Origin of the sequence: Variovorax palleresanus, assembly GCF_051144945.1 — a bacterium.
GTDB lineage: Bacteria > Pseudomonadota > Gammaproteobacteria > Burkholderiales > Burkholderiaceae_C > Variovorax > Variovorax paradoxus_S.
This window is the reverse complement of the sequence record NZ_JBJNVP010000002.1, coordinates 2,995,453-3,012,686: the sequence shown is the minus strand read 5'-3', so window position 1 is coordinate 3,012,686 and position 17,234 is coordinate 2,995,453. Positions and strand designations below refer to the sequence as shown.

18 protein-coding genes and 1 pseudogene are annotated in these 17,234 nt (G+C 67.4%); 10 read left to right on the top strand and 9 right to left on the bottom strand.

The features are described from left to right. Positions 1–83 precede the first annotated feature (83 nt). The 6 genes and pseudogenes from atpE to ACJ7Z0_RS18105 all read left to right on the top strand — a co-directional run. A complete protein-coding gene (gene atpE, locus ACJ7Z0_RS18130; RefSeq protein WP_012745530.1) occupies positions 84–323 on the top strand; it encodes a F0F1 ATP synthase subunit C in 240 nt (79 codons plus the stop codon). Between the two features lie 194 nt (positions 324–517). Further along, positions 518–1,723, top strand: a complete 1,206-nt coding sequence (locus tag ACJ7Z0_RS18125; RefSeq protein WP_434790943.1) for an ABC transporter substrate-binding protein — start codon at positions 518–520, stop codon at positions 1,721–1,723. Next, the gene (locus ACJ7Z0_RS18120; RefSeq protein ID WP_434790942.1) at positions 1,720–2,640 is read left to right on the top strand and encodes a branched-chain amino acid ABC transporter permease; all 921 of its coding nucleotides are present in this window, start codon (positions 1,720–1,722) and stop codon (positions 2,638–2,640) included. The genes ACJ7Z0_RS18125 and ACJ7Z0_RS18120 overlap by 4 nt, the downstream gene beginning before the upstream one ends. Further along, positions 2,637–3,623 carry a branched-chain amino acid ABC transporter permease gene (locus ACJ7Z0_RS18115; protein WP_434790941.1) on the top strand — a complete coding sequence of 329 codons (987 nt, stop codon included), beginning with the start codon at positions 2,637–2,639 and terminating at the stop codon, positions 3,621–3,623. The genes ACJ7Z0_RS18120 and ACJ7Z0_RS18115 overlap by 4 nt, the downstream gene beginning before the upstream one ends. Further along, the gene (locus ACJ7Z0_RS18110) at positions 3,620–4,375 is read left to right on the top strand and encodes an ABC transporter ATP-binding protein (RefSeq protein WP_434790940.1); all 756 of its coding nucleotides are present in this window, start codon (positions 3,620–3,622) and stop codon (positions 4,373–4,375) included. The genes ACJ7Z0_RS18115 and ACJ7Z0_RS18110 overlap by 4 nt, the downstream gene beginning before the upstream one ends. An 80-nt stretch (positions 4,376–4,455) precedes the next feature. Continuing rightward, a pseudogene (locus ACJ7Z0_RS18105) lies at positions 4,456–5,094 on the top strand (ABC transporter ATP-binding protein); the annotation flags it as partial. Here ACJ7Z0_RS18105 and ACJ7Z0_RS18100 read toward each other — a convergent pair. The 9 genes from ACJ7Z0_RS18100 to gtdA form a co-directional block, all read right to left on the bottom strand. Beyond that, positions 5,079–5,714, bottom strand: coding sequence for a class I SAM-dependent DNA methyltransferase (locus ACJ7Z0_RS18100; protein ID WP_434790939.1), 636 nt, complete (start codon positions 5,712–5,714; stop codon positions 5,079–5,081). The pseudogene ACJ7Z0_RS18105 and the gene ACJ7Z0_RS18100 overlap by 16 nt on opposite strands. A 303-nt stretch (positions 5,715–6,017) precedes the next feature. Continuing rightward, a complete protein-coding gene (locus tag ACJ7Z0_RS18095; RefSeq protein ID WP_434790938.1) occupies positions 6,018–6,626 on the bottom strand; it encodes a glutathione S-transferase in 609 nt (202 codons plus the stop codon). Positions 6,627–6,651: 25 nt separating this feature from the next. After that, positions 6,652–7,530 (bottom strand): acyl-CoA thioesterase, encoded by an 879-nt coding sequence (locus ACJ7Z0_RS18090; protein WP_434790937.1) that lies wholly within the window; start codon positions 7,528–7,530, stop codon positions 6,652–6,654. Between the two features lie 97 nt (positions 7,531–7,627). Continuing rightward, positions 7,628–8,992: an FAD-dependent oxidoreductase gene (locus tag ACJ7Z0_RS18085; RefSeq protein WP_434790936.1), complete on the bottom strand. Its 1,365-nt coding sequence runs from the start codon at positions 8,990–8,992 to the stop codon at positions 7,628–7,630. Continuing rightward, a complete protein-coding gene (locus ACJ7Z0_RS18080) occupies positions 8,992–9,969 on the bottom strand; it encodes a Bug family tripartite tricarboxylate transporter substrate binding protein (protein WP_431125601.1) in 978 nt (325 codons plus the stop codon). Before ACJ7Z0_RS18080 ends, ACJ7Z0_RS18085 begins: the two co-directional genes overlap by 1 nt. A gap of 55 nt (positions 9,970–10,024) precedes the next feature. Next, positions 10,025–11,008 carry a Bug family tripartite tricarboxylate transporter substrate binding protein gene (locus tag ACJ7Z0_RS18075; protein WP_434790935.1) on the bottom strand — a complete coding sequence of 328 codons (984 nt, stop codon included), beginning with the start codon at positions 11,006–11,008 and terminating at the stop codon, positions 10,025–10,027. 60 nt (positions 11,009–11,068) lie between these two features. Next, on the bottom strand, positions 11,069–12,322 hold the full coding sequence (locus tag ACJ7Z0_RS18070; RefSeq protein WP_434790934.1) for a 3-hydroxybenzoate 6-monooxygenase: 1,254 nt from the start codon (positions 12,320–12,322) through the stop codon (positions 11,069–11,071). Between the two features lie 24 nt (positions 12,323–12,346). Then, on the bottom strand, positions 12,347–13,051 hold the full coding sequence (locus ACJ7Z0_RS18065) for a fumarylacetoacetate hydrolase family protein (protein WP_434790933.1): 705 nt from the start codon (positions 13,049–13,051) through the stop codon (positions 12,347–12,349). 78 nt (positions 13,052–13,129) lie between these two features. Beyond that, positions 13,130–14,215 (bottom strand): gentisate 1,2-dioxygenase, encoded by a 1,086-nt coding sequence (gene gtdA, locus ACJ7Z0_RS18060; protein ID WP_434790932.1) that lies wholly within the window; start codon positions 14,213–14,215, stop codon positions 13,130–13,132. Between the two features lie 136 nt (positions 14,216–14,351). On the opposite strand from gtdA, the gene ACJ7Z0_RS18055 reads away from it, so the two are divergent. The 4 genes from ACJ7Z0_RS18055 (at position 14,352) to ACJ7Z0_RS18040 (ending at position 17,234) form a co-directional block, all read left to right on the top strand. Further along, a complete protein-coding gene (locus ACJ7Z0_RS18055) occupies positions 14,352–15,248 on the top strand; it encodes a LysR family transcriptional regulator (protein WP_434790931.1) in 897 nt (298 codons plus the stop codon). Positions 15,249–15,343: 95 nt separating this feature from the next. After that, positions 15,344–15,790 carry an acyl-CoA thioesterase gene (locus tag ACJ7Z0_RS18050; protein ID WP_093021435.1) on the top strand — a complete coding sequence of 149 codons (447 nt, stop codon included), beginning with the start codon at positions 15,344–15,346 and terminating at the stop codon, positions 15,788–15,790. Positions 15,791–15,892: 102 nt separating this feature from the next. Then, positions 15,893–16,399, top strand: a complete 507-nt coding sequence (locus ACJ7Z0_RS18045) for a phasin family protein (RefSeq protein WP_434790930.1) — start codon at positions 15,893–15,895, stop codon at positions 16,397–16,399. Positions 16,400–16,523: 124 nt separating this feature from the next. After that, complete coding sequence (locus ACJ7Z0_RS18040) at positions 16,524–17,234, top strand: TetR/AcrR family transcriptional regulator (protein ID WP_431125615.1); 711 nt, start codon at positions 16,524–16,526, stop codon at positions 17,232–17,234.

The following is a 17,234-nucleotide window of genomic DNA, read 5'->3' as shown; positions in this document are numbered from 1 at the left end:
GACCTCCCACGTCATGGACCGCATGCACCCGCTCTGGGAAAGTACCTCCATCGATCAAACATCAACCACCAGGAGAAAACACCATGACCGGCTTCAACATCCTTCCCCTCGCAGTCGCCCTGCTCATAGGCGTTGCCGCCCTCGGCTCCTGCCTGGGCATTGGGCTGGTCGGCCAGAAGTTTCTCGAGAGCACGGCGCGCCAGCCCGAGCTGGTCGACACGCTGCAGACCAAGTTCTTCCTGGTGGCGGGCGTGACCGACGGCGCATTCATCATCGCGACGGGCATCGGCCTCTGGTTTGCCACTGCAAATCCGTTCGGCTGAGCCAGCGCGGGCCCTTGGAAAAAGGGCTCCCGCGCACCAGGAAGTGACACGAGGCATTGGCACCATTCGTGCTAGCACCGTTGACACCAAATTGTTTATGGTTAAAGTATTTAGCTATCAACGGTTTGATGTCTTCGGTGCTGCATGGCGCGGCACCGGGGCGTCGTTTCACCCTTTCTTTGCCCGGAGAATCCATGAGCCATCCGTCCCCGAAGTCGTCCGCGCTGCCGCGCACCCTGCTTTCGCTGCTGCTCTGTGGCGCAGCCCTTGGTGGCGGGGCATCCGCCATGGCCGCTTCCGTCAAAGTGGGCCTGGCGCTCGACATCTCGGGCCCGTTCGCGGCCTTGGGCGCCGAGGCGCGCGACGGTTTTGCGCTCGGCATCAAGCAGCTGGGCGGCAAGCTCGGTGGACAGGACGTCGAGTTCGTGCAGGCCGACATGGCCGGCAGCCCCGACCAGGCCAAGCAGCTGGTCGACCGCATGATCCAGCGCGACAAGATCGACATCTTCAGCGGCCCCATCGGCTCCAACGTGGCGCTGGCCGTGGGCCCGACGCTGTTCAACGCCAAGGTGCCGTACCTCTCGGCCAATGCCGGCCCGAGCCAGTTCGCAGGTGCCCAATGCAATGCGTACTTCTTCGGCACCGCCTACCAGAACGACCAGTTCCACGAGGCCGCCGGCAAGTTCGCACAAGACCGCGGCTTCAAGAAGACGGTGCTCATTGCGCCCAACTATCCCGCCGGCAAGGACGCGCTCGGCGGCTTCAAGCGCCAGTTCAAGGGCCAGGTGGCCGACGAGCTCTACACCAAGCTCGGCCAGATCGACTACGCCGCCGAACTCGCGCAGCTGCGCGCGGCCAAGCCCGACTCGATCTACTTCTTCCTGCCCGGCGCGATGGGCATCAACTTCATCAAGCAGTTCGTGGGCGCAGGCTTGTCGAAAGACATCACGCTGGTGACCAGCGGCTTCTCGGCCGACGAGGACGTGATCGGTGCCGTGGGCGAGCCGATGCTCGGTTTGTTCAACACCTCGCACTGGGCGCACGACCTGGACAACGCGGCCAACAAGGCTTTCGTGGCCGCGTTCCGCAAGGAATACAACGGCCGCTATCCGTCGGTGTATGCGGCGCAGGCCTATGACGCGCTCCTTGCGATGGATGCCGCCGTGAAGCAGGCCGGCGGCAACGCGCAGAACCGCGAAGCCGTGGTGGCCGCACTGAAGAAGGCCAACTACGCCTCGACGCGCGGCAACTTCAAGTACGCGAACAACCACTATCCGGTCGAGAACTTCTACCTGCGCGTGATCGGCAAGGACGCGCAGGGCAAGGTCACGAACAAGCTGATCAACACCGTACTGACCAACTACGGGGACAGCTACGCCGACAAGTGCCCCCTCAAGTGAGCGGCATCCTCGTTCTCGAGCAGCTGCTCAATGGCCTCGGCTATGGGTTGATGCTGTTCCTGCTGGCGGCGGGGCTCACGCTGGTGTTCGGCATCATGGACGTGCTGAACCTCGCGCATGGCTCGCTCTTCATGTCGGGCGCCTACGTGGCGGCCGAGGCGCACACGCGCACCGGCTCGTTCACGGCGGCCATCGTGATTGCGGTCGCCGTCACGGTAGTGGTGGCGCTGCTGCTCGAAGTGCTGCTGATGCGCCGCCTCTACACACGCGACCATCTGGCGCAGGTGCTCGCCACTTTCGGCGTGATCCTGGTGGCGGACGACATCGTGACGATGGCCTGGGGACCCTCGCCCGTGATGGCGCCGACACCCGCAGCGCTTTCGGGGCCGGTGAACCTGATGGACGGCCTGCCGTACCCGGCGTACCGGCTGGTCATCCTGGTCGGCGGAATGCTGGTGGCGCTCGCTCTGTACCTGCTGGTCAACCACACGCGCATCGGCATGCGAGTGCGCGCGGGCGCCTCCGACCGGCCGATGGCCGAGCTGATGGGCGTGCGCGTGGGCCGCATCTTCAACGGCGTGTTCCTGCTCGGTGCGGCGCTGGCCGCGCTGGCCGGCGCGCTCATGGGGCCGATCGTCGCGGTGCAGGTCGGCATGGGCGAGGCCATCTTGATCCCCGCGCTGGTGGTGCTGGTGATCGGCGGCATCGGTTCGGTGCGCGGCGCCTTCGTGGCCGCACTGCTGGTGGGCGTGGTCGACACCATCGGGCGCGCCTTCGTGCCGATGCTGCTGCGCGCCACGCTGCCGCCCGCCACGGCCGCCGACCTGGGGCCGCTGTTCGCCGAAGTTGCGATGTACGCGCTGATGGTGATTGTTCTGATCTTCCGGCCTTCAGGGCTGTTCTCGGCACGCGCATGAAGTCTTCCTCTCGCTATATCGGTCTCGGGCTGCTCCTGCTGCTGCTCGCGGCCTTTCCGCTGGTCGCGCCCGTGTTCGGGCTCGAGTTCTACATCGGCTTCGTGCGGCGCGTGCTCGTGGTGGCACTGGCCGCCGCCAGCCTCAACTTCATCCTCGGCTTCGGCGGCATGGTCGCGCTCGGGCATGCGGGCTTCATCGGCATGGGCGCCTACACGGTGGTGGCGCTCAGCGACGCGGGCGTGGTGTCGGCCTGGGTGATGTGGCCGGCGGCCGCGCTCGTCGCCGGCCTCGTCGCGGCGCTGATCGGCACGGTGGCGCTGCGCACGCGCGGCGTCTACTTCATCATGACCACGCTGGCCTTCGCGCAGATGCTGTACTTCGTGGTGGTGTCGCTGCGCCGCTATGGCGGCGACGACGGCTACACGCTGATGAGCCGGCCCACGCTGCTTCCCGGGCTGGACCTGGGCAACGAGTCGAACTTCTACTGGGTGGTGCTGGCGCTGGTCGCGCTTGCGCTCTGGTGGCTGCACCGCGCGACGCAATCGCGCTTCGGCCATGCGCTGATGGGCATCCGCGACAACGAGACGCGCATGCGGGCGCTGGGCTATCCGGTGTTCAGGCTGCAGCTGGTGGCCTTTGCGATTGCCGGCGCCATCGCAGGGCTGGCGGGCGCGCTGCTCGCGGGTGGCAATGGCTTCGTGAGCCCGGCGACGATGCACTGGACGCAGTCGGCCACGCTGCTGGTGATGGTCGTCATCGGCGGGCTCGGGCGCAGCTGGGGCGGGCCTGTGGGCGCCGTCGTGTGGCTCGTGCTCGAAGAGTTCCTGAAGCAGCACACGGAGCATTGGCACATGCCGCTCGGCCTGTTGCTGATTGCTGTCGCGTTGTGGGCACCGAAGGGGCTTGCTGCTCTCTATCGACGCCGCTTGCCCCTCACCCCAACCCTCTCCCCACAGGGGCGAGGGAGCAAGGCAACAACATGAGCCTTTTCAGAATCGAAGGGTTGGTCAAGCGCTTCGGCGGCTTGCTCGCGACCGACCATGTGAACCTCACGGTGGAGCGAGGCGAAGTGCATGCGCTCATCGGGCCGAACGGCGCGGGCAAGACCACGCTGGTGAACCTGATCACCGGGCTGCTCAAGGCCGACGCCGGGCGCATCCTGCTCGACGAGAAGGACATCACCGGCCTCAAGGACCACCAGCGCGTGGCAGCCGGCATGTCGCGCTGCTTCCAGGTGACGCGCGTCTTCGCCAAGGAAACCGTGCACGACAACCTCATGCTTGCGGCGCAGGCCCATGCGGGCAGCAGCCTGCGCTTCATGGCACCGCGCGCGACCGAACGCGGCCTGGTCGAACGCGCGATGGCGCTGGCCGACCGCGTGGGGCTGGGCGGCGAACGCCACCGCATCGCGGGCACCTTGCCGCACGGCGCACAGCGCGCGCTCGACGTGGCGCTGGCGCTCGCGGCCGAACCCAAGCTGCTGCTGCTCGACGAGCCGATGGCCGGCATGGGCCCCGACGAATCCGCGCGCATGGTCGAGCTGATCGAATCGCTGCGCGAATCGATGGCCATCCTGCTGATCGAGCACGACATGGACGCAGTGTTCCGCCTCGCCGACCGGCTCACGGTGCTGGTGCAGGGCCGCGTGCTGATGAGCGGCACGGCCGACGAAGTGCGCGGGCATCCCGACGTGCAGGCGGTCTATCTCGGAACGGAAGCAGAAGGGCACGCATGAACGCAACGACCATCACATTGCTCGATGCGAAATCCATCGAGGCCGGCTACGGCGCCAGCCAGGTTCTGTTCGGCATCGACCTTCATATCCGGCCCGGCGAAGTGCTTGCGCTGCTCGGCCGCAACGGCATGGGCAAGAGCACGCTGCTGAAGGTGCTGACCGGCATGCTCGCGCCGATGCGCGGCAGCGTGCATTTCGGCGGCGACGCCATCGGCGGCCACAAGCCCGACGCCATCGCGCGGCGCGGCGTCGCCATCGTGCCCGAAGGCCGGCATGTGTTCCCGAACCTCAGCGTGGACGAGCACCTGCGCGCCTTTGCACGGCCACGCCCGGGCAGCGCGCCACGCTGGACGATCGAGGCGCTGTACGGCCTGTTTCCGCGCCTTGCCGAACGCAAGGCCAATGCGGGCAACCAGCTGTCGGGCGGCGAGCAGCAGATGCTGGCGATTGCGCGCGCGCTGTCGACGCATCCGCGCCTTCTGATCCTCGACGAAGCCACCGAAGGCCTGGCCCCGGTGATCCGCGAAGAGATCTGGCATTGCATTGCCACGCTCAAGGCCGAGGGCGAAGCGATCCTGGTGGTCGACAAGTACGTGCAGCGCCTGCTGCCGCTGGCCGACCGTCACGTGATCCTCGAACGAGGGCGCGTGGTGTGGCAGGGCGACTCGGCCGCGCTGGACGCCGACCGTTCGCTGTGGACGCGCTACCTGGGCGTGTAGGTCTGCACGCGCTCCCGTGGACGGCACGCGAGGAAGCTGACCCACGTCACGTTCTCGCGGCCGATCCACTGCCTGTCCCATTCCGTGCGCAGGCCGGCCGCTGCGAGCTCTTCGGCAAACCGGTCTTTCGCCCAGTACACGGTCTGGTAGTCGCCATTCGTCTCACCTTCGCCGATGCGCATGGCCACGAGGAAGACGCCGCCGGGCTCGAGGGCGTCAAACACCTTGCGCAGGACCGGCGCGACCTGCGCGCGATCGACATGGATCAGCACGGCCATCGCGAGGATGGCGCTGTAGGGCCCGCCCAGCGCATCCGTCACGACGTTGAGCAGCTCGCCCTTCTTGCCGCGCTCCGCCTGCAGATGGAGAAAGGCCTGCGTCGCATCGGTGCGCCTGACGATCCCGCCCAGGGACTCGACGAAGTCGGCGTCCCGCCCCGTGCCGGAACCGATCTCGAGCACGGTGCCGCCGGCGGGGACGAGCGCCATCATCCGGCGCAGCGCGTCCTCGATCTCGGGCGGCGGGTGGTCCGCCACGATCGCGTCGTATTCGCGCGCGGAGTCTTCGTAGGACTGGACGGTGCGGCGCATGTTCGTCAGCACCGGAGCGGGAATTTTCATGAGAGCCTTTCCGGTCCATCGGACATCCGACGGGAACCGGAAAGGCTAGGTCCAAGGCACCACCCGGCTCATGGGGAAAATCACCTAAAACCCACGCCTTACACCGGCGCGGCGTCCAGCCGCAGGATCAGGTCGCGGCTGGCCTGGTTGAGCCCGATGGCATCCACTTTGCGCAGCCGCTCGACCGCCTTCATCAGCGCGGCCACGGCGGTCGCGACGCGCTGGACATGCGCTGAAGGCGGGGGGACATTCGAGGAGCAAGGCACCCGTCGGCGGGAGCGCGCCCTGAAGAACTCTAGAACTCTAGACCGCAGGCAAAGTCGCCTGCATCGAAGCACGCCGGTTGAACGCATCGAACCACTTCGCCGTGTTCAGCGCCTGGGCTCGCCAGTCGACCGAAGGAAAACGGAAGTCCATGTACCCCAGCGCACAGCCGAAGGCGATGGTGCCGATGTCGACGCGGTCGCCAAACGAAGGCGCGGCCGTTTCGAGCCATTCGACACCGGTACGCACCTTGGCGAGTTGCCCCTCGGTCCATTCGTTCCAGCGTAGCGCCTCCGGGCGCAGCATCGTTTCATAGCGCGCGAGCAATGCAGCGGCGGTCATGCCGTCGGCCAGCGCGAGTTCCGTCAGGCGCGCCCAGCGCTCGGCGCCTTCCGCCGGGAACAACGCACCCGACTGCGTGGCGTTGAGGTACTCGCAGATCACGCGGCTGTCGAACAGTGCCTGCCCGTCATCGCACAGAAAGGTCGGCACCTGGCCGAGCGGGTTCTTCGGAAGAATGGTGGCATCGCGCTTCACCGGACCGGCGGCGCTCGGCAGTTTTTCGATGCGGTCGGCAATGCCCAGTTCGTGGGCCACGACCATGCATTTGCGCACGAAGGGGGAAGCCGGCGAGTAGAAGATCTTCATGTCGATGCAGGTCCTTGAATTGTTTTCAGCGCTTCACGCGCAGCATGCCTTCTTGCGCCGTGGAGGCCACCAGCCGCCCGTCGCGCGTGAACAGGCTGCCGCGGCACAGGCCGCGTGCACCGCTCGCGCTTGGCGAGTCGAGCACGTAGAGCAGCCAATCGTCCATGCGGAAATCGCGGTGGAACCACATCGCGTGGTCGAGGCTCGCGGGACGCACCTGGCCGCTCATGAAGCTCAGGCCGTGCGGCAGCATCGCGGCGCGCAGCAGCCCGTGGTCGGAAGCGTAGGCCAGCAGCGCACGGTGCACGACCGGGTCGTCGGGCAGCGGCGCAATGGCGCGCATCCAGATGGCGCTTTCGGACGGGCGCACCTCCGGCGTCAGCAGGTCGTCGGCCTCGACGCGGCGGTATTCGATGCCGTGCGGCTCCAGGCCCTTGATGCGCCAGCGCTCGGGCAGGCGGTCGCCGAGCGCAAGGCGCTGGTCGAGTTCGCTCACCAGCCCCTCGGGGCCCACGACGGTGGGCATGGCGGACTGGTGCTCGACGCCGTCGTCCACCGTCTGGAAGGAGGCCGACATCTCGAAGATGATGCGCTCCTGCTGGCGCGCCACCACGTGCCGCGTGGTGAAGCTGCGGCCGTCGCGCACGCGGTCCACGCTGTATTCGATCGGCGCATGCTCGCCCGGCAGCAGGAAGTAGGCGTGCATGGAATGCACCGGCCGGTCGGCGCCGACCGTGAGGCTTGCGGCCGCGAGCGACTGGCCGAGCACCTGGCCGCCGAACACGGCGGGCGTGCCGATGTCTTCGCTCTGGGCCAGGAACTTGTCGCCCCCAAGGGGTTCGAGCTGCATGAGCGCGACGAGTTCGTCGACAAGGCGGGCGGCGGTGGCGGGATCGGTGGTCATCGGGAGAGGCGCGTTCAACGCAGAGGAAGCAACCCTCAACCATAGCAAAGGCCGGGCCCGCGGGCTGTCGCGGGGCGGTCAACACCACGCCGCAGGATCAGCGATCGAGATCGGCGCCGTCGGCGACCAGCTTCTTTTGCAGCGCAGGCATGTCGACGTCCGCGAACTTCGAGCTGTCGCCCAGCGAAGCCGCTGCCGTACCCGCTGCCTGCCCCATGACAAAGCAGCCGCCGCTCGCGCGCGCGGCCGACTGGCCTTCATGCGTCATGGCGGCGCAGCGGCCGGCCACCAGCAGGTTGTCGATCCGGCGCGGCACCAGCATGCGCCAGGGCAGCTGGTTGTAGGTGCGGTTGTCGTCGCGCGGAAAGGCCCATTCGATGCGGCCGTCGGCATGCATTTCCATCGGCCAGGCGTTGATGCCGATGCTGTCGTCGAAGCTGGCCGACGACAGTATGTCTTCGCCCGTGAGTGCGTACAGGCCCTCGATGCGGCGCGTTTCGCGAATGCCGACCTGCGGCGCGATCTCCACGATGGCCGACTCGGCGAAGCCCGGCACCTCGGCCTTCATGAACTTGAAGTATTCGGCAATCTGGCGCCGGCCTTCGAGCTCGCCCTCGGTGAGCTCGCGCGCATCGACGCCGTTCATCGCACGGCCGGCCGCGTTGCGGATCTGCGTGACGTTGGCACGCCATTCGCGTGGGTCGATGTTGGGCCGCAGGATCGCGCCTTCGCGCGGGAACTTGTAGGCGCCGGGCTTTTGCGCCTGTACCCGCTCCATCAGATCGTTGATGGCCTTGAATTCGCCCACGGCCGCGAGCGCCGGCTGCGCATCCACCTGGCCGACGCGAAACATCGTGGTCGGGAAGAGGCCGCTGCCATGGCCGTCGCCCACTTCGAAAGGCACGCCTGCAAAGGCCGCCACGTCGGCGTCGCCGCTGGCATCGACAAAGGCATTGGCGCGAATCGCCTGCCGGCCCGACTTGGTCTCGACCACCAGCGCCGCAATGCGGTCGCCGTCGCGAATCACCGCCGCCGCCCAGGCGTGGAACAGCAGGTGCACGCCGGCATCGAGCAGCAACTGGTCCGCCGCGATCTTGTAGGCCGAGGTGTCGTAGGAGCGCACGCGGATGCGGCCCTGCATGCCGTCCTGCGGCTTGTTGAGGCCACCCAGCGCGTCGATGCGCGCCAGCAGGTCGTCGGTCACGCCGCGCACCAGCTGCGTCATCTGGCCGTCGCGCTTGCCGTACAGGCCCGCGAAGTTGGTCACGCCGCCCGCGGTGCCCATCCCGCCGAGAAAGCCGTAGCGCTCCACCAGCAGCGTGCTGGCACCGTGGCGCGCCGCGCTGACGGCCGCGGCAATGCCGGCGGGCCCGCCGCCGACCACCACCACGTCGTATTCGCCGAACACCGGCAGCTCGCGCGCCGGCTCGGTCAGGGTCTTGCTGTGCTGGACGGCTGTCATCACTGGATCTTGATGCCGCGGGTCGCGATGATCTTGCTCATGATTGCCGCTTCTTCCTTGACGCGCAGGCGCATGCCGTCGGGCGAGGTGCCCACCGCCTGCCAGCCCTGCTCGAAGAGCTTCTGGCGCACTTCGGGCTGCTTCATGATCACTTCGAGTTCGCGGCTGATGCGGGCCTGCGCCGTCTTCGAGAGGTTGGCGGGGCCGAGCAGCGCCACCCACACTTCGAGCGAGAAGTCGCGCACGCCGGCGTCGGCCAGCGGCGGCAGCTCGGGCACCAGCGCGCTGCGGCCGCCCGTGAGGCCGATGGCCTTGAGCTTGCCGGCGCGCACCTGCGGCATGGCCACGCCCGGGGGAATGAGGGCCATCTGCACCTGGTCGCCGAGCATCGCGGTCACGACCTGAGGATTGCCCTGGTAGGGCACGTGCTCAGGATTGAAACCGGCCACGCGGCTCTTGAGCAGCTCCATGCCCAGGTGCCCGACCGAGCCCACGCCCACCGAACCGTAGTTCCACTTGTCGCCGCCCTTGCGTGCCGCATCGAGGAAGGCCGCGCCCGAAGGCAGGTTGTTCTGCGCCACCAGCACCAGCGGCGCCGTGGCAATCAGCGAGAGGTAGGTGAAATCTTTCGCCGGGTCGTAGGGCAGCCGCGGGTACAGCATCTTCGACGAGGTGAGATTGCCGTTGATGACGATGCCCAGCGTGTGGTCGTCGGTGGCCTTGGCCACCATGTCGGCCGCGATGTTGCCCGAGGCGCCGGGCTTGTTGTCCACCACGACCGGCTGGCCCAGCGCCTTGGCCAGCGGCTCGGCGATGGTGCGGGCGGCGATGTCGGGCGTGGAGCCGCCCGGAAAACCCACGAGCAGGCGAATCGGCTTGGTCGGCCAGGCGTTGTTCTGCGCCTGGGCCGCCAGCGGCAGCGCGGCGGCGGCTGCCAGGCCGCAGGCGATCAGGAGGGCTCTCTTGGATGCGTGCATGGAAGAAGGTGAAAAAGAAGACTGTGAAAAAACGTAATGGTACTGATGGGCGCCGCTACTCGAGGCTGATGTTGCCCCGGCGCACCAGTTCGCCGTACACCTTGGACTTGGCCTCGGCGTTGCGCTCGATCTCCTCGGGCGACCAGGCCAGCGGCTCGAACGCGAAGGTGTCGAAGCGGGCGCGGATTTCGGGGTCTGCAATGACCTTGGCCACGTCGGCGTTGATCTTGGCCTTGACCGCCGCCGGCACGCCCTTGGGCGCAAGCAGCGAGACGAAGGAATTCACCTCGAGCGAGGCCGGGCCACCGGCTTCCGCCATGGTCGGCACGTCGGGCAGCTGCGGAATGCGCTTGGGCGCCGCGATGGCCAGGTAGCGCAGCTTGCCGGCCTTGTAGATGCCCTGGCTCGACGGAATGCTGGCAAAGCTCCACGGCACGTCGCCCGTGCCCACGTTCGAGAACAGCTGCGACACCTCGCGGTACGGCGCATGCCGCATGCGGATGCCCGTGAGCGCCTCCAGCTGCTGCGCGCCCAGGTGGCCCGGGCTGCCCACGCCCCACGAGCCGTAGACGATGGCTTCGGGGTTGGCCTTGGCGTCGGCGATCAGGTCGCTCATGTTCTTCCACTTCGACTCGCTGGACACCGCCACGAAAAACGGCGTGCGAAACAGCGAGGCCACGGGGTCGAAGTGCTGCAGCGTCACGAAGTTGCGCGACTTGTACAGATGCGGCAGCGCGGCGATGTGTTCGCTGTCGAGCTGCAGCAGCGTGTAGCCATCGGGCGCGGCGCGCCGCGCCTGGTCGATGGCGATGAAGCCGCCGCCGCCGGGCTTGTTGTCGATCACCACGCGCTGGTTCCACAGGCGCGAGAGCTTGTCGGACACCAGCCGCAGCACCGCGTCGGGCCCGCTGCCGGCGGCAAAGGGCGTGACCAGCGTTACCGGCTTGCTCGGAAAGTCGCTGGCCTGCGCCAGGGCGGCACCGCTGGCCGAAAGGGCGATGAGCCCCGTCCACAGTGCGCGTGAGATGTTGTTGTTCATGGTCCTTTGTCTCCTGGGCCTGTGGCCTCAAATGGTGATGGTGGAAGAAATCCGTGCGATTCAGTGCGCTGAAATCACCGCGGCCGAGCAGCCCGGTCGCGCGTCGTCCAGGCAATGCTCGGGCCGCCAGGCATAGAGCCATTCGACCGCATCGTAGAAGCGTTCGGGCGTACGGCCTACCCAGAGGCTGTTGCGCACCAGCCGCTCCACGCCCTTGGCGTGATAGAGCCGGCCCATCTCGCGCACCGAAAGCACCACGCGGGCGGTGCGTGGAATGCGCGCGGCCTCGTAAAGCTTGAAGGCGGCCGGCATGTCGAAATCGCAGGCCTGCACCGCGGCGCCCAGTGTCACCGCGTCTTCGAGCGCCATGCAAGCGCCCTGCGCGAGGTACTGCATCATCGGATGGGCCGCATCGCCAAGCAGCGTGGCCGGGCCGTCGCTCCAGCGCTCCACCGGATCGCGGTCGGCCGTGCTCCAGCGGCGCCACGACGTGGGCCGGTCGAGCAACTGGCGCGGGCGCGCATGCACGCCCTCGAAGTAGGAGAGAACTTCTTCCCTGCTGCCCTCGGAAACGCCCCACTCTTCCTTGTCGCGGCTGTGGAAGGTGACGACCAGGTTGTATTGCTCGCCATGGCGCAACGGATAGTGCACCAGGTGGCAGTTGGGACCGGCCCAGACCACGGGTGCGTTCCAGCGCAGGTCGGCCGGCATGTCGGCCACCGGCACCACCGCGCGGTACACCACATGGCCCGAGGCGCGTGCCTCGTCGCCGACGAGTCTGGCGCGCACGACCGATTTCACGCCGTCGCAACCCACGATGGCGTCGGCCTTGAAACGCCGGCCGTCGCGCGTGGTGACGACCACGCCTTGCGTTCCGCCTTGGCCGATGTCGATGGCCTCGACCTGTGCCGAGGTGTGGAAGCGGATCAGGGGATGCTGCTTCACCGCCTCGTGGATGGCACCGTGCAGGTCGGCGCGGTGGCTCACCGCGTACGGATTTTTGAAGCGCGCGCGAAAGGCCTCGCCCACGGGCACCGAGGCCACCTCGCCGCAATCGACCGCATCCATCATCACGAGCCGGTCGGTGAAGACCGAACTCTGGCGCACCGCCTCGCCCACGCCCAGCGCGTCGAGAGCGGCGAAGGCATTGGGACCGAGCTGCAGGCCGGCCCCGATCTCGCCGATGGTGGCGCTCTGCTCCAGCAGGTCGATGGAAACACCGAGGCGCGCCAGCGACAGTGCCGCGGCCATGCCGCCGATGCCGCCGCCGACGAGCAGCACGGTGGGGGGATTCTTCGGGGGAGATGTGCTCATGGTGGGCCTCTGCGCAATGCTCGATCAGTCGATTCGCACGGTGAGCAAGGGGAGCTTGTCGATGCTCACCTTGAGGATCTGGCCCGGCTTCACCGCGCCCACGCCTTCGGGCGTGCCCGTGAAGATCAGGTCGCCGGGCTGCAGCGTGAAGAGCGTCGAGAGATTGGCGATCACCTCGTTGACGGACCAGATCAGGTGCGTGATGTCGCTGTTCTGGCGCACCTGGCCGTCGACCTCGAGCGTGATGGCGCCGGCATTGATCTCGCCCACGTCGGCAAAGGTGCGAAGCGGCGCGATGGGCGCCGAGAAGTCGAAGGCCTTGCCGATCTCCCACGGACGGCCCTGTTCGCGCATCTTCATCTGCAGGTCGCGGCGCGTCATGTCCAGGCCCACGGCATAGCCGTGGATGTGGCTGGCCGCCTGCTCCACCGCGATGTCCTTGCCGCCCTTGCCGATGGCCACCACCAGCTCGGCTTCGTAGTGGTAGTTGCTCGTGAGCGGCGGGTATGGAATGGCGCCGGTTTCACCTTCGGCCACGGGCACCACGGAGGCGTCGTCGTTGGGCTTGCAGAAGAAGAACGGCGGCTCGCGGTCGGGGTCGAAGCCCATCTCGCGCGCATGCGCCGCGTAGTTGCGGCCCACGCAGTAGACCCGGCGCACCGGGAACAGGTCGCTCGAACCGGCGATGGGCAGGCCGACGATGGAAGGAGGCGTGAAGACGAAGGACATGAAGGCTCCTGCCGCGCGGCGGCACAGGGTCAAGACAAGGACGGAAGAAAGAAAGAAAAAATGAGGTCCGGCCGGCTCTCAGGCCTCGTCGAGGAAGGCTTCGCGCAAGATGCCCATGGCCTGCTGCACGGGACGGTCGGAGAAGCTGAAGAGCACCACGTCTTCGCCGGATGCCGAGAGGCGCAGCGGCGCCCAGGAGGGCACGACGAAGGTGTCGCGCGGGCCGAACTCGAAGCGCTGGCCCGCGATGTCGGCGCTGCCGCGGCCTTCGACCACGCTGTAGACGGTGCCGTCGGTGGCGCGGTGCGTCTTGCCCGCAAAGCCCTTGGGCAGCAGTTGCAGCTGGGTGCCGATGGTGGGCATCGGCGCGCCGCCGGTCAGCGGGTTGATGTAGCGCAGCTTGTGGCCCAGCCAGGCATCGGGCGCTTCCTGCTTCTGCAGCAGGGCCAGCGCCTCGCGGCTGCGGGCATAGGGGTAGTTGAAGATCGGCGAGGTGGCCGACACGTGGTCGTGACGCACCGGCACCATGTTGTGTCCGAAGCGCGCGAGGCTGTTGCCCTCGGGGCGCGCCACGTGCTGCACCTTGGCGTCGTCGTTCTCGGCAAAGCCGGCATCGAAGAAACGCAGCATCGGAATGTCGAGCCCGTCGAGCCAGACCACCGGCTCCACCGTGCCGCCGACGCCCTCGTTGCCGTGGTCGTGCCAGGCCCACGACGGCGTGATGATGAAGTCGCCCGGGTACATGGTGGTGCGCTCGCCGCCCACCGTGGTGTAGGCCCCCTTGCCGTCGACGATGAAGCGCAGTGCCGACTGCACGTGGCGGTGCGAGGGCGCCACCTCGCCCGGCATGATGAGCTGCAGGCCGGCGTAGAGCGACTGCGTGATCGACGAATTGCCGGGCAGCGCGGGGTTCTCGAGCACCAGCACGCGGCGCACCGCTTCCTCGGCGGTGATGAGGTCCGCCGACTCCATCAGCAACGGCCGGATTTCGTCGTAGCGCCAGAGCGCCGGCACGCAGGGCGTGGCGGGCTCGCGCGGCACCAGCGCATGCAGCGACTCCCACAGCGGCGTGAGGTGGAGCGGACGGATGCGCTCGTAATAGCCGCGGCGCTCCGCGGCGTTGGCAGGCGCTGTGGCGGCAGGTTTCTTGGCAGTGGGATTCATGGCGGTTCCGGCCCTCGCGTGGCCGTTGTCTCCGGGAAAAGGCTATCTTCCACCGGTACTACTATTGGCGCAATCGAGACAAGGCGATAGCCTCGATCTGGTTTTTTGATAATGGTGGCGGCAAAGGAGTTGTTTCATGGCCCAGCTCGATCTCGAATGGCTGCGGGTGTTCGACGAGGTCTACAAGACCGCCAACGTGTCGAGTGCGGCCGGGCGGCTCGGCATTGCGCAGTCGGTGGCCAGCACCGCCCTGGCCCGGCTGCGCACGCATTTCGGCGACAAGCTGTTCGTGCGCACCTCGCGCGGCATGGAGCCGACGCCCTACGCGCGGCAGATCCAGCCGCTAATGCAGGACGTCCTCGACCGGCTGAACCGGGCCAAGGGCGGGCGCGCCAGCTTCGACCCCGCCACCGCGGCACGCAGCTTTCGCATCTGCATGACCGACATCAGCGAGGTGGTGCTGCTGCCGGGCCTGCTCGGCCACCTGCGGCATGCGGCGCCGGGGGTGCGCATCGAGACCGAGATCATTTCCACCGAGAGCGCGCGCCGGCTCGAGGACGGCGCGGTCGACCTGGCAGTGGGCTTCATGCCGCAGCTGGACGCGGGCTTCTACCAGCAGACGCTCTTCATGCAGAACTTCGTCTGCCTGGCAGCGCGCAACCATCCGCGCATTGGCCAGCGGCTCACGCGCAAGCGCTTCGAGGCCGAGGCGCACGCGGTGGTGGCTTCGTCGGGCACCGGCCACGCCATCGTCGACAAGACCATCGCCCGGCTGGGGCTGAAGCGCAACGTGGTGACCAGCCTGTCGAGCTTTCTGAGCGTGGCGCGCATCGTGGCGCATACCGAACTCATCGTGATCGTGCCCAGCATCCTCGGCAAGGTGCTGGCCACGCAGGAACCGGTGAAGCTGCTGGAGCCGCCCTTCGAGCTGCCGGCCTACGCCGTCAAGCAGCACTGGCACGAGCGCTTCCATGCCGACGCCGGCAACGCCTGGCTCCGGCTCACCCTGGCGGAACTGTTCGGCGGCGGCTGAACGTGCGTGCCATGGCGACCGGCGGCGAGCCGCCCAGGGGCCGGTCGCTCGCATAATTGAGGTTCCCACCCATCAGCCCACGAAAAAGGCGGCGTATGTCTTCCATCACCCTTCGCTTTCTGGCCGAGCCCAGCACCGTCAACTTCGGCGGCAAGGTCCATGGCGGCACGGTCATGAAATGGATCGACGAAGCGGGCTACGCCTGCGCCACCAGTTGGGCCAAGCGCTATTGCGTGACGGCCTTCATCGGCAGCATCCGCTTTCACCACCCGATCATGATCGGCGACCTGGTCGAGGTCGAGGCCCGGCTGGCCTACACCGGCACCACCAGCATGAACATCTCGGTCGAGGTGCGCAGCGGCGACATGAAGGGCGGCACCATGGACAAGACCACCGAATGCCTGATCGTCTTCGTCTCGGTCGATTCGCACGGCCGCCCCCTACCGGTGCAGCCCTTCGTGCCCGGCACGCCGGGTGAAATGGCTCTGGCCGAACGGGCCAAGACCCACCTCGAGGCAAGCCGCGCTGCTGGAAAAGCCTAGCGGCTTGCAGCCCCCATCAGGCTCGATTCGTAGACATGAAGCTCTAACGGGAAGGGCGTGGAGCGGATAGAGTAGCCCGATAGTTTTCACAGGAACATCCGCATGGCTACCCAGGACGACGATCACGGCAACAAGGGCTCCGACCGGATCAAGGATTCCGCGCAGCAGATCTGGCTGGCGGGACTCGGCGCCTTCGCCAAGATGCAGCAGGAAGGCAGCAAGGCTTTCGAGGCGCTGGTGAAAGACGGCGCCGGCATGCAGAAGAAAACCCAGGCAGCCGCCGAAGAAACGCTGACCCAGGCGCAAACGCGCATGGCCGGCTTCGCGAGCGAATTCGGCACCAAGGCCGCGGGCCAATGGGGCAAGCTCGAGAACATCTTCGAAGAGCGCGTGGCGCGCGCCCTCGAGAAGCTCGGCCTGCCTTCGGCCGCGGACCATGCCGCGCTGCAGGCGCGCGTGGCGGCCCTCGAGGTCGAACTGCAGCGCATGCAGGGCAAGGGCACCGCCGCTCCGGCACGCACCGCGAGCCGCAAGACGGCCGGCCGCAGCGCGGCATCCCCGGCGTCGGCCACCAAGAAGACCGTTCGGCGCAGCACCAAGGCCGGCTGACCGCCGCCTCGAGCTTCCTTTTTGCGGCGGCGCACAACGGCGGCGCTGCAAAAACATGGCCCTCCCAGTTTGTGGCGCGGGGCACATACGCTAGAGTGTCCTCAAAAGACAAACGGGGACTGACATGGCCAAGAAGGCGCCACGCCGCACAGCGCAACGCATTCTCGAAGCCGCACTCGAGCTGTTCAACCGCTTCGGCGAGCCCAACGTCTCCACCACGCTGGTGGCGGGCGAGCTCAACATCAGCCCCGGCAATCTCTACTACCACTATCCCGCCAAGGAAGAGCTGATCAACAAGCTCTACGAAGGCTACGAGGCCGAGCTCAACGAGCTCCTGCACGCCAGCGAAGGCGTGCACGATGTGGAAGACGCCTGGTTCTTCATGCACAGCCTGTTCGAGCTGATCTGGCGCTATCGCTTTCTCTACCGCGACCTGAACGACCTGCTGAGCAAGAACCGGCATCTCGAAACGCAGTTCCAGCTCGTGCTCAAGAACAAGGCCCGCGCCATCCGCGTGCTCATCGCGGGTTTGAGCCGGGCCGGCCACCTGGAGATCGACGCCCACGAGGTCGACACGCTCGCCCAGAGCATGGTGGTGGTGCTGACCTACTGGCTCAGCTACGAATACGTGCGCAACCCGCGCGAGGCACTGGAACCCGCGCATGCCCAGGGTGCGCTGATGCGCGGCGGCCGGCACACGCTCCAGCTGCTCGCGCCCTACCTCGGCCCTGAACAGCGGCGGCATTTGCTGACACTGAGCCATGCCTACAGCGGCGATGATGCGGACAGCGCGCCGCCTCCGGCCGCGCCAGTCGATTTGGCAGCCCAGTCCTAG

What these genes read in the sequence shown, in the direction of transcription:
- ACJ7Z0_RS18095 (WP_434790938.1), bottom strand. Translation starts at nt 6,626, where the DNA reads ATGAAGATCTTCTACTCGCCGGCTTCCCCCTTCGTGCGCAAATGCATG.
- ACJ7Z0_RS18100 (WP_434790939.1), bottom strand. Translation starts at nt 5,714, where the DNA reads ATGAAAATTCCCGCTCCGGTGCTGACGAACATGCGCCGCACCGTCCAG.
- atpE (WP_012745530.1), top strand. Translation starts at nt 84, where the DNA reads ATGACCGGCTTCAACATCCTTCCCCTCGCAGTCGCCCTGCTCATAGGC.
- ACJ7Z0_RS18115 (WP_434790941.1), top strand. Translation starts at nt 2,637, where the DNA reads ATGAAGTCTTCCTCTCGCTATATCGGTCTCGGGCTGCTCCTGCTGCTG.
- gtdA (WP_434790932.1), bottom strand. Translation starts at nt 14,215, where the DNA reads ATGAATCCCACTGCCAAGAAACCTGCCGCCACAGCGCCTGCCAACGCC.
- ACJ7Z0_RS18070 (WP_434790934.1), bottom strand. Translation starts at nt 12,322, where the DNA reads ATGAGCACATCTCCCCCGAAGAATCCCCCCACCGTGCTGCTCGTCGGC.
- ACJ7Z0_RS18055 (WP_434790931.1), top strand. Translation starts at nt 14,352, where the DNA reads ATGGCCCAGCTCGATCTCGAATGGCTGCGGGTGTTCGACGAGGTCTAC.
- ACJ7Z0_RS18040 (WP_431125615.1), top strand. Translation starts at nt 16,524, where the DNA reads ATGGCCAAGAAGGCGCCACGCCGCACAGCGCAACGCATTCTCGAAGCC.
- ACJ7Z0_RS18075 (WP_434790935.1), bottom strand. Translation starts at nt 11,008, where the DNA reads ATGAACAACAACATCTCACGCGCACTGTGGACGGGGCTCATCGCCCTT.
- ACJ7Z0_RS18110 (WP_434790940.1), top strand. Translation starts at nt 3,620, where the DNA reads ATGAGCCTTTTCAGAATCGAAGGGTTGGTCAAGCGCTTCGGCGGCTTG.
- ACJ7Z0_RS18045 (WP_434790930.1), top strand. Translation starts at nt 15,893, where the DNA reads ATGGCTACCCAGGACGACGATCACGGCAACAAGGGCTCCGACCGGATC.
- ACJ7Z0_RS18090 (WP_434790937.1), bottom strand. Translation starts at nt 7,530, where the DNA reads ATGACCACCGATCCCGCCACCGCCGCCCGCCTTGTCGACGAACTCGTC.
- ACJ7Z0_RS18085 (WP_434790936.1), bottom strand. Translation starts at nt 8,992, where the DNA reads ATGACAGCCGTCCAGCACAGCAAGACCCTGACCGAGCCGGCGCGCGAG.
- ACJ7Z0_RS18125 (WP_434790943.1), top strand. Translation starts at nt 518, where the DNA reads ATGAGCCATCCGTCCCCGAAGTCGTCCGCGCTGCCGCGCACCCTGCTT.
- ACJ7Z0_RS18080 (WP_431125601.1), bottom strand. Translation starts at nt 9,969, where the DNA reads ATGCACGCATCCAAGAGAGCCCTCCTGATCGCCTGCGGCCTGGCAGCC.
- ACJ7Z0_RS18050 (WP_093021435.1), top strand. Translation starts at nt 15,344, where the DNA reads ATGTCTTCCATCACCCTTCGCTTTCTGGCCGAGCCCAGCACCGTCAAC.
- ACJ7Z0_RS18065 (WP_434790933.1), bottom strand. Translation starts at nt 13,051, where the DNA reads ATGTCCTTCGTCTTCACGCCTCCTTCCATCGTCGGCCTGCCCATCGCC.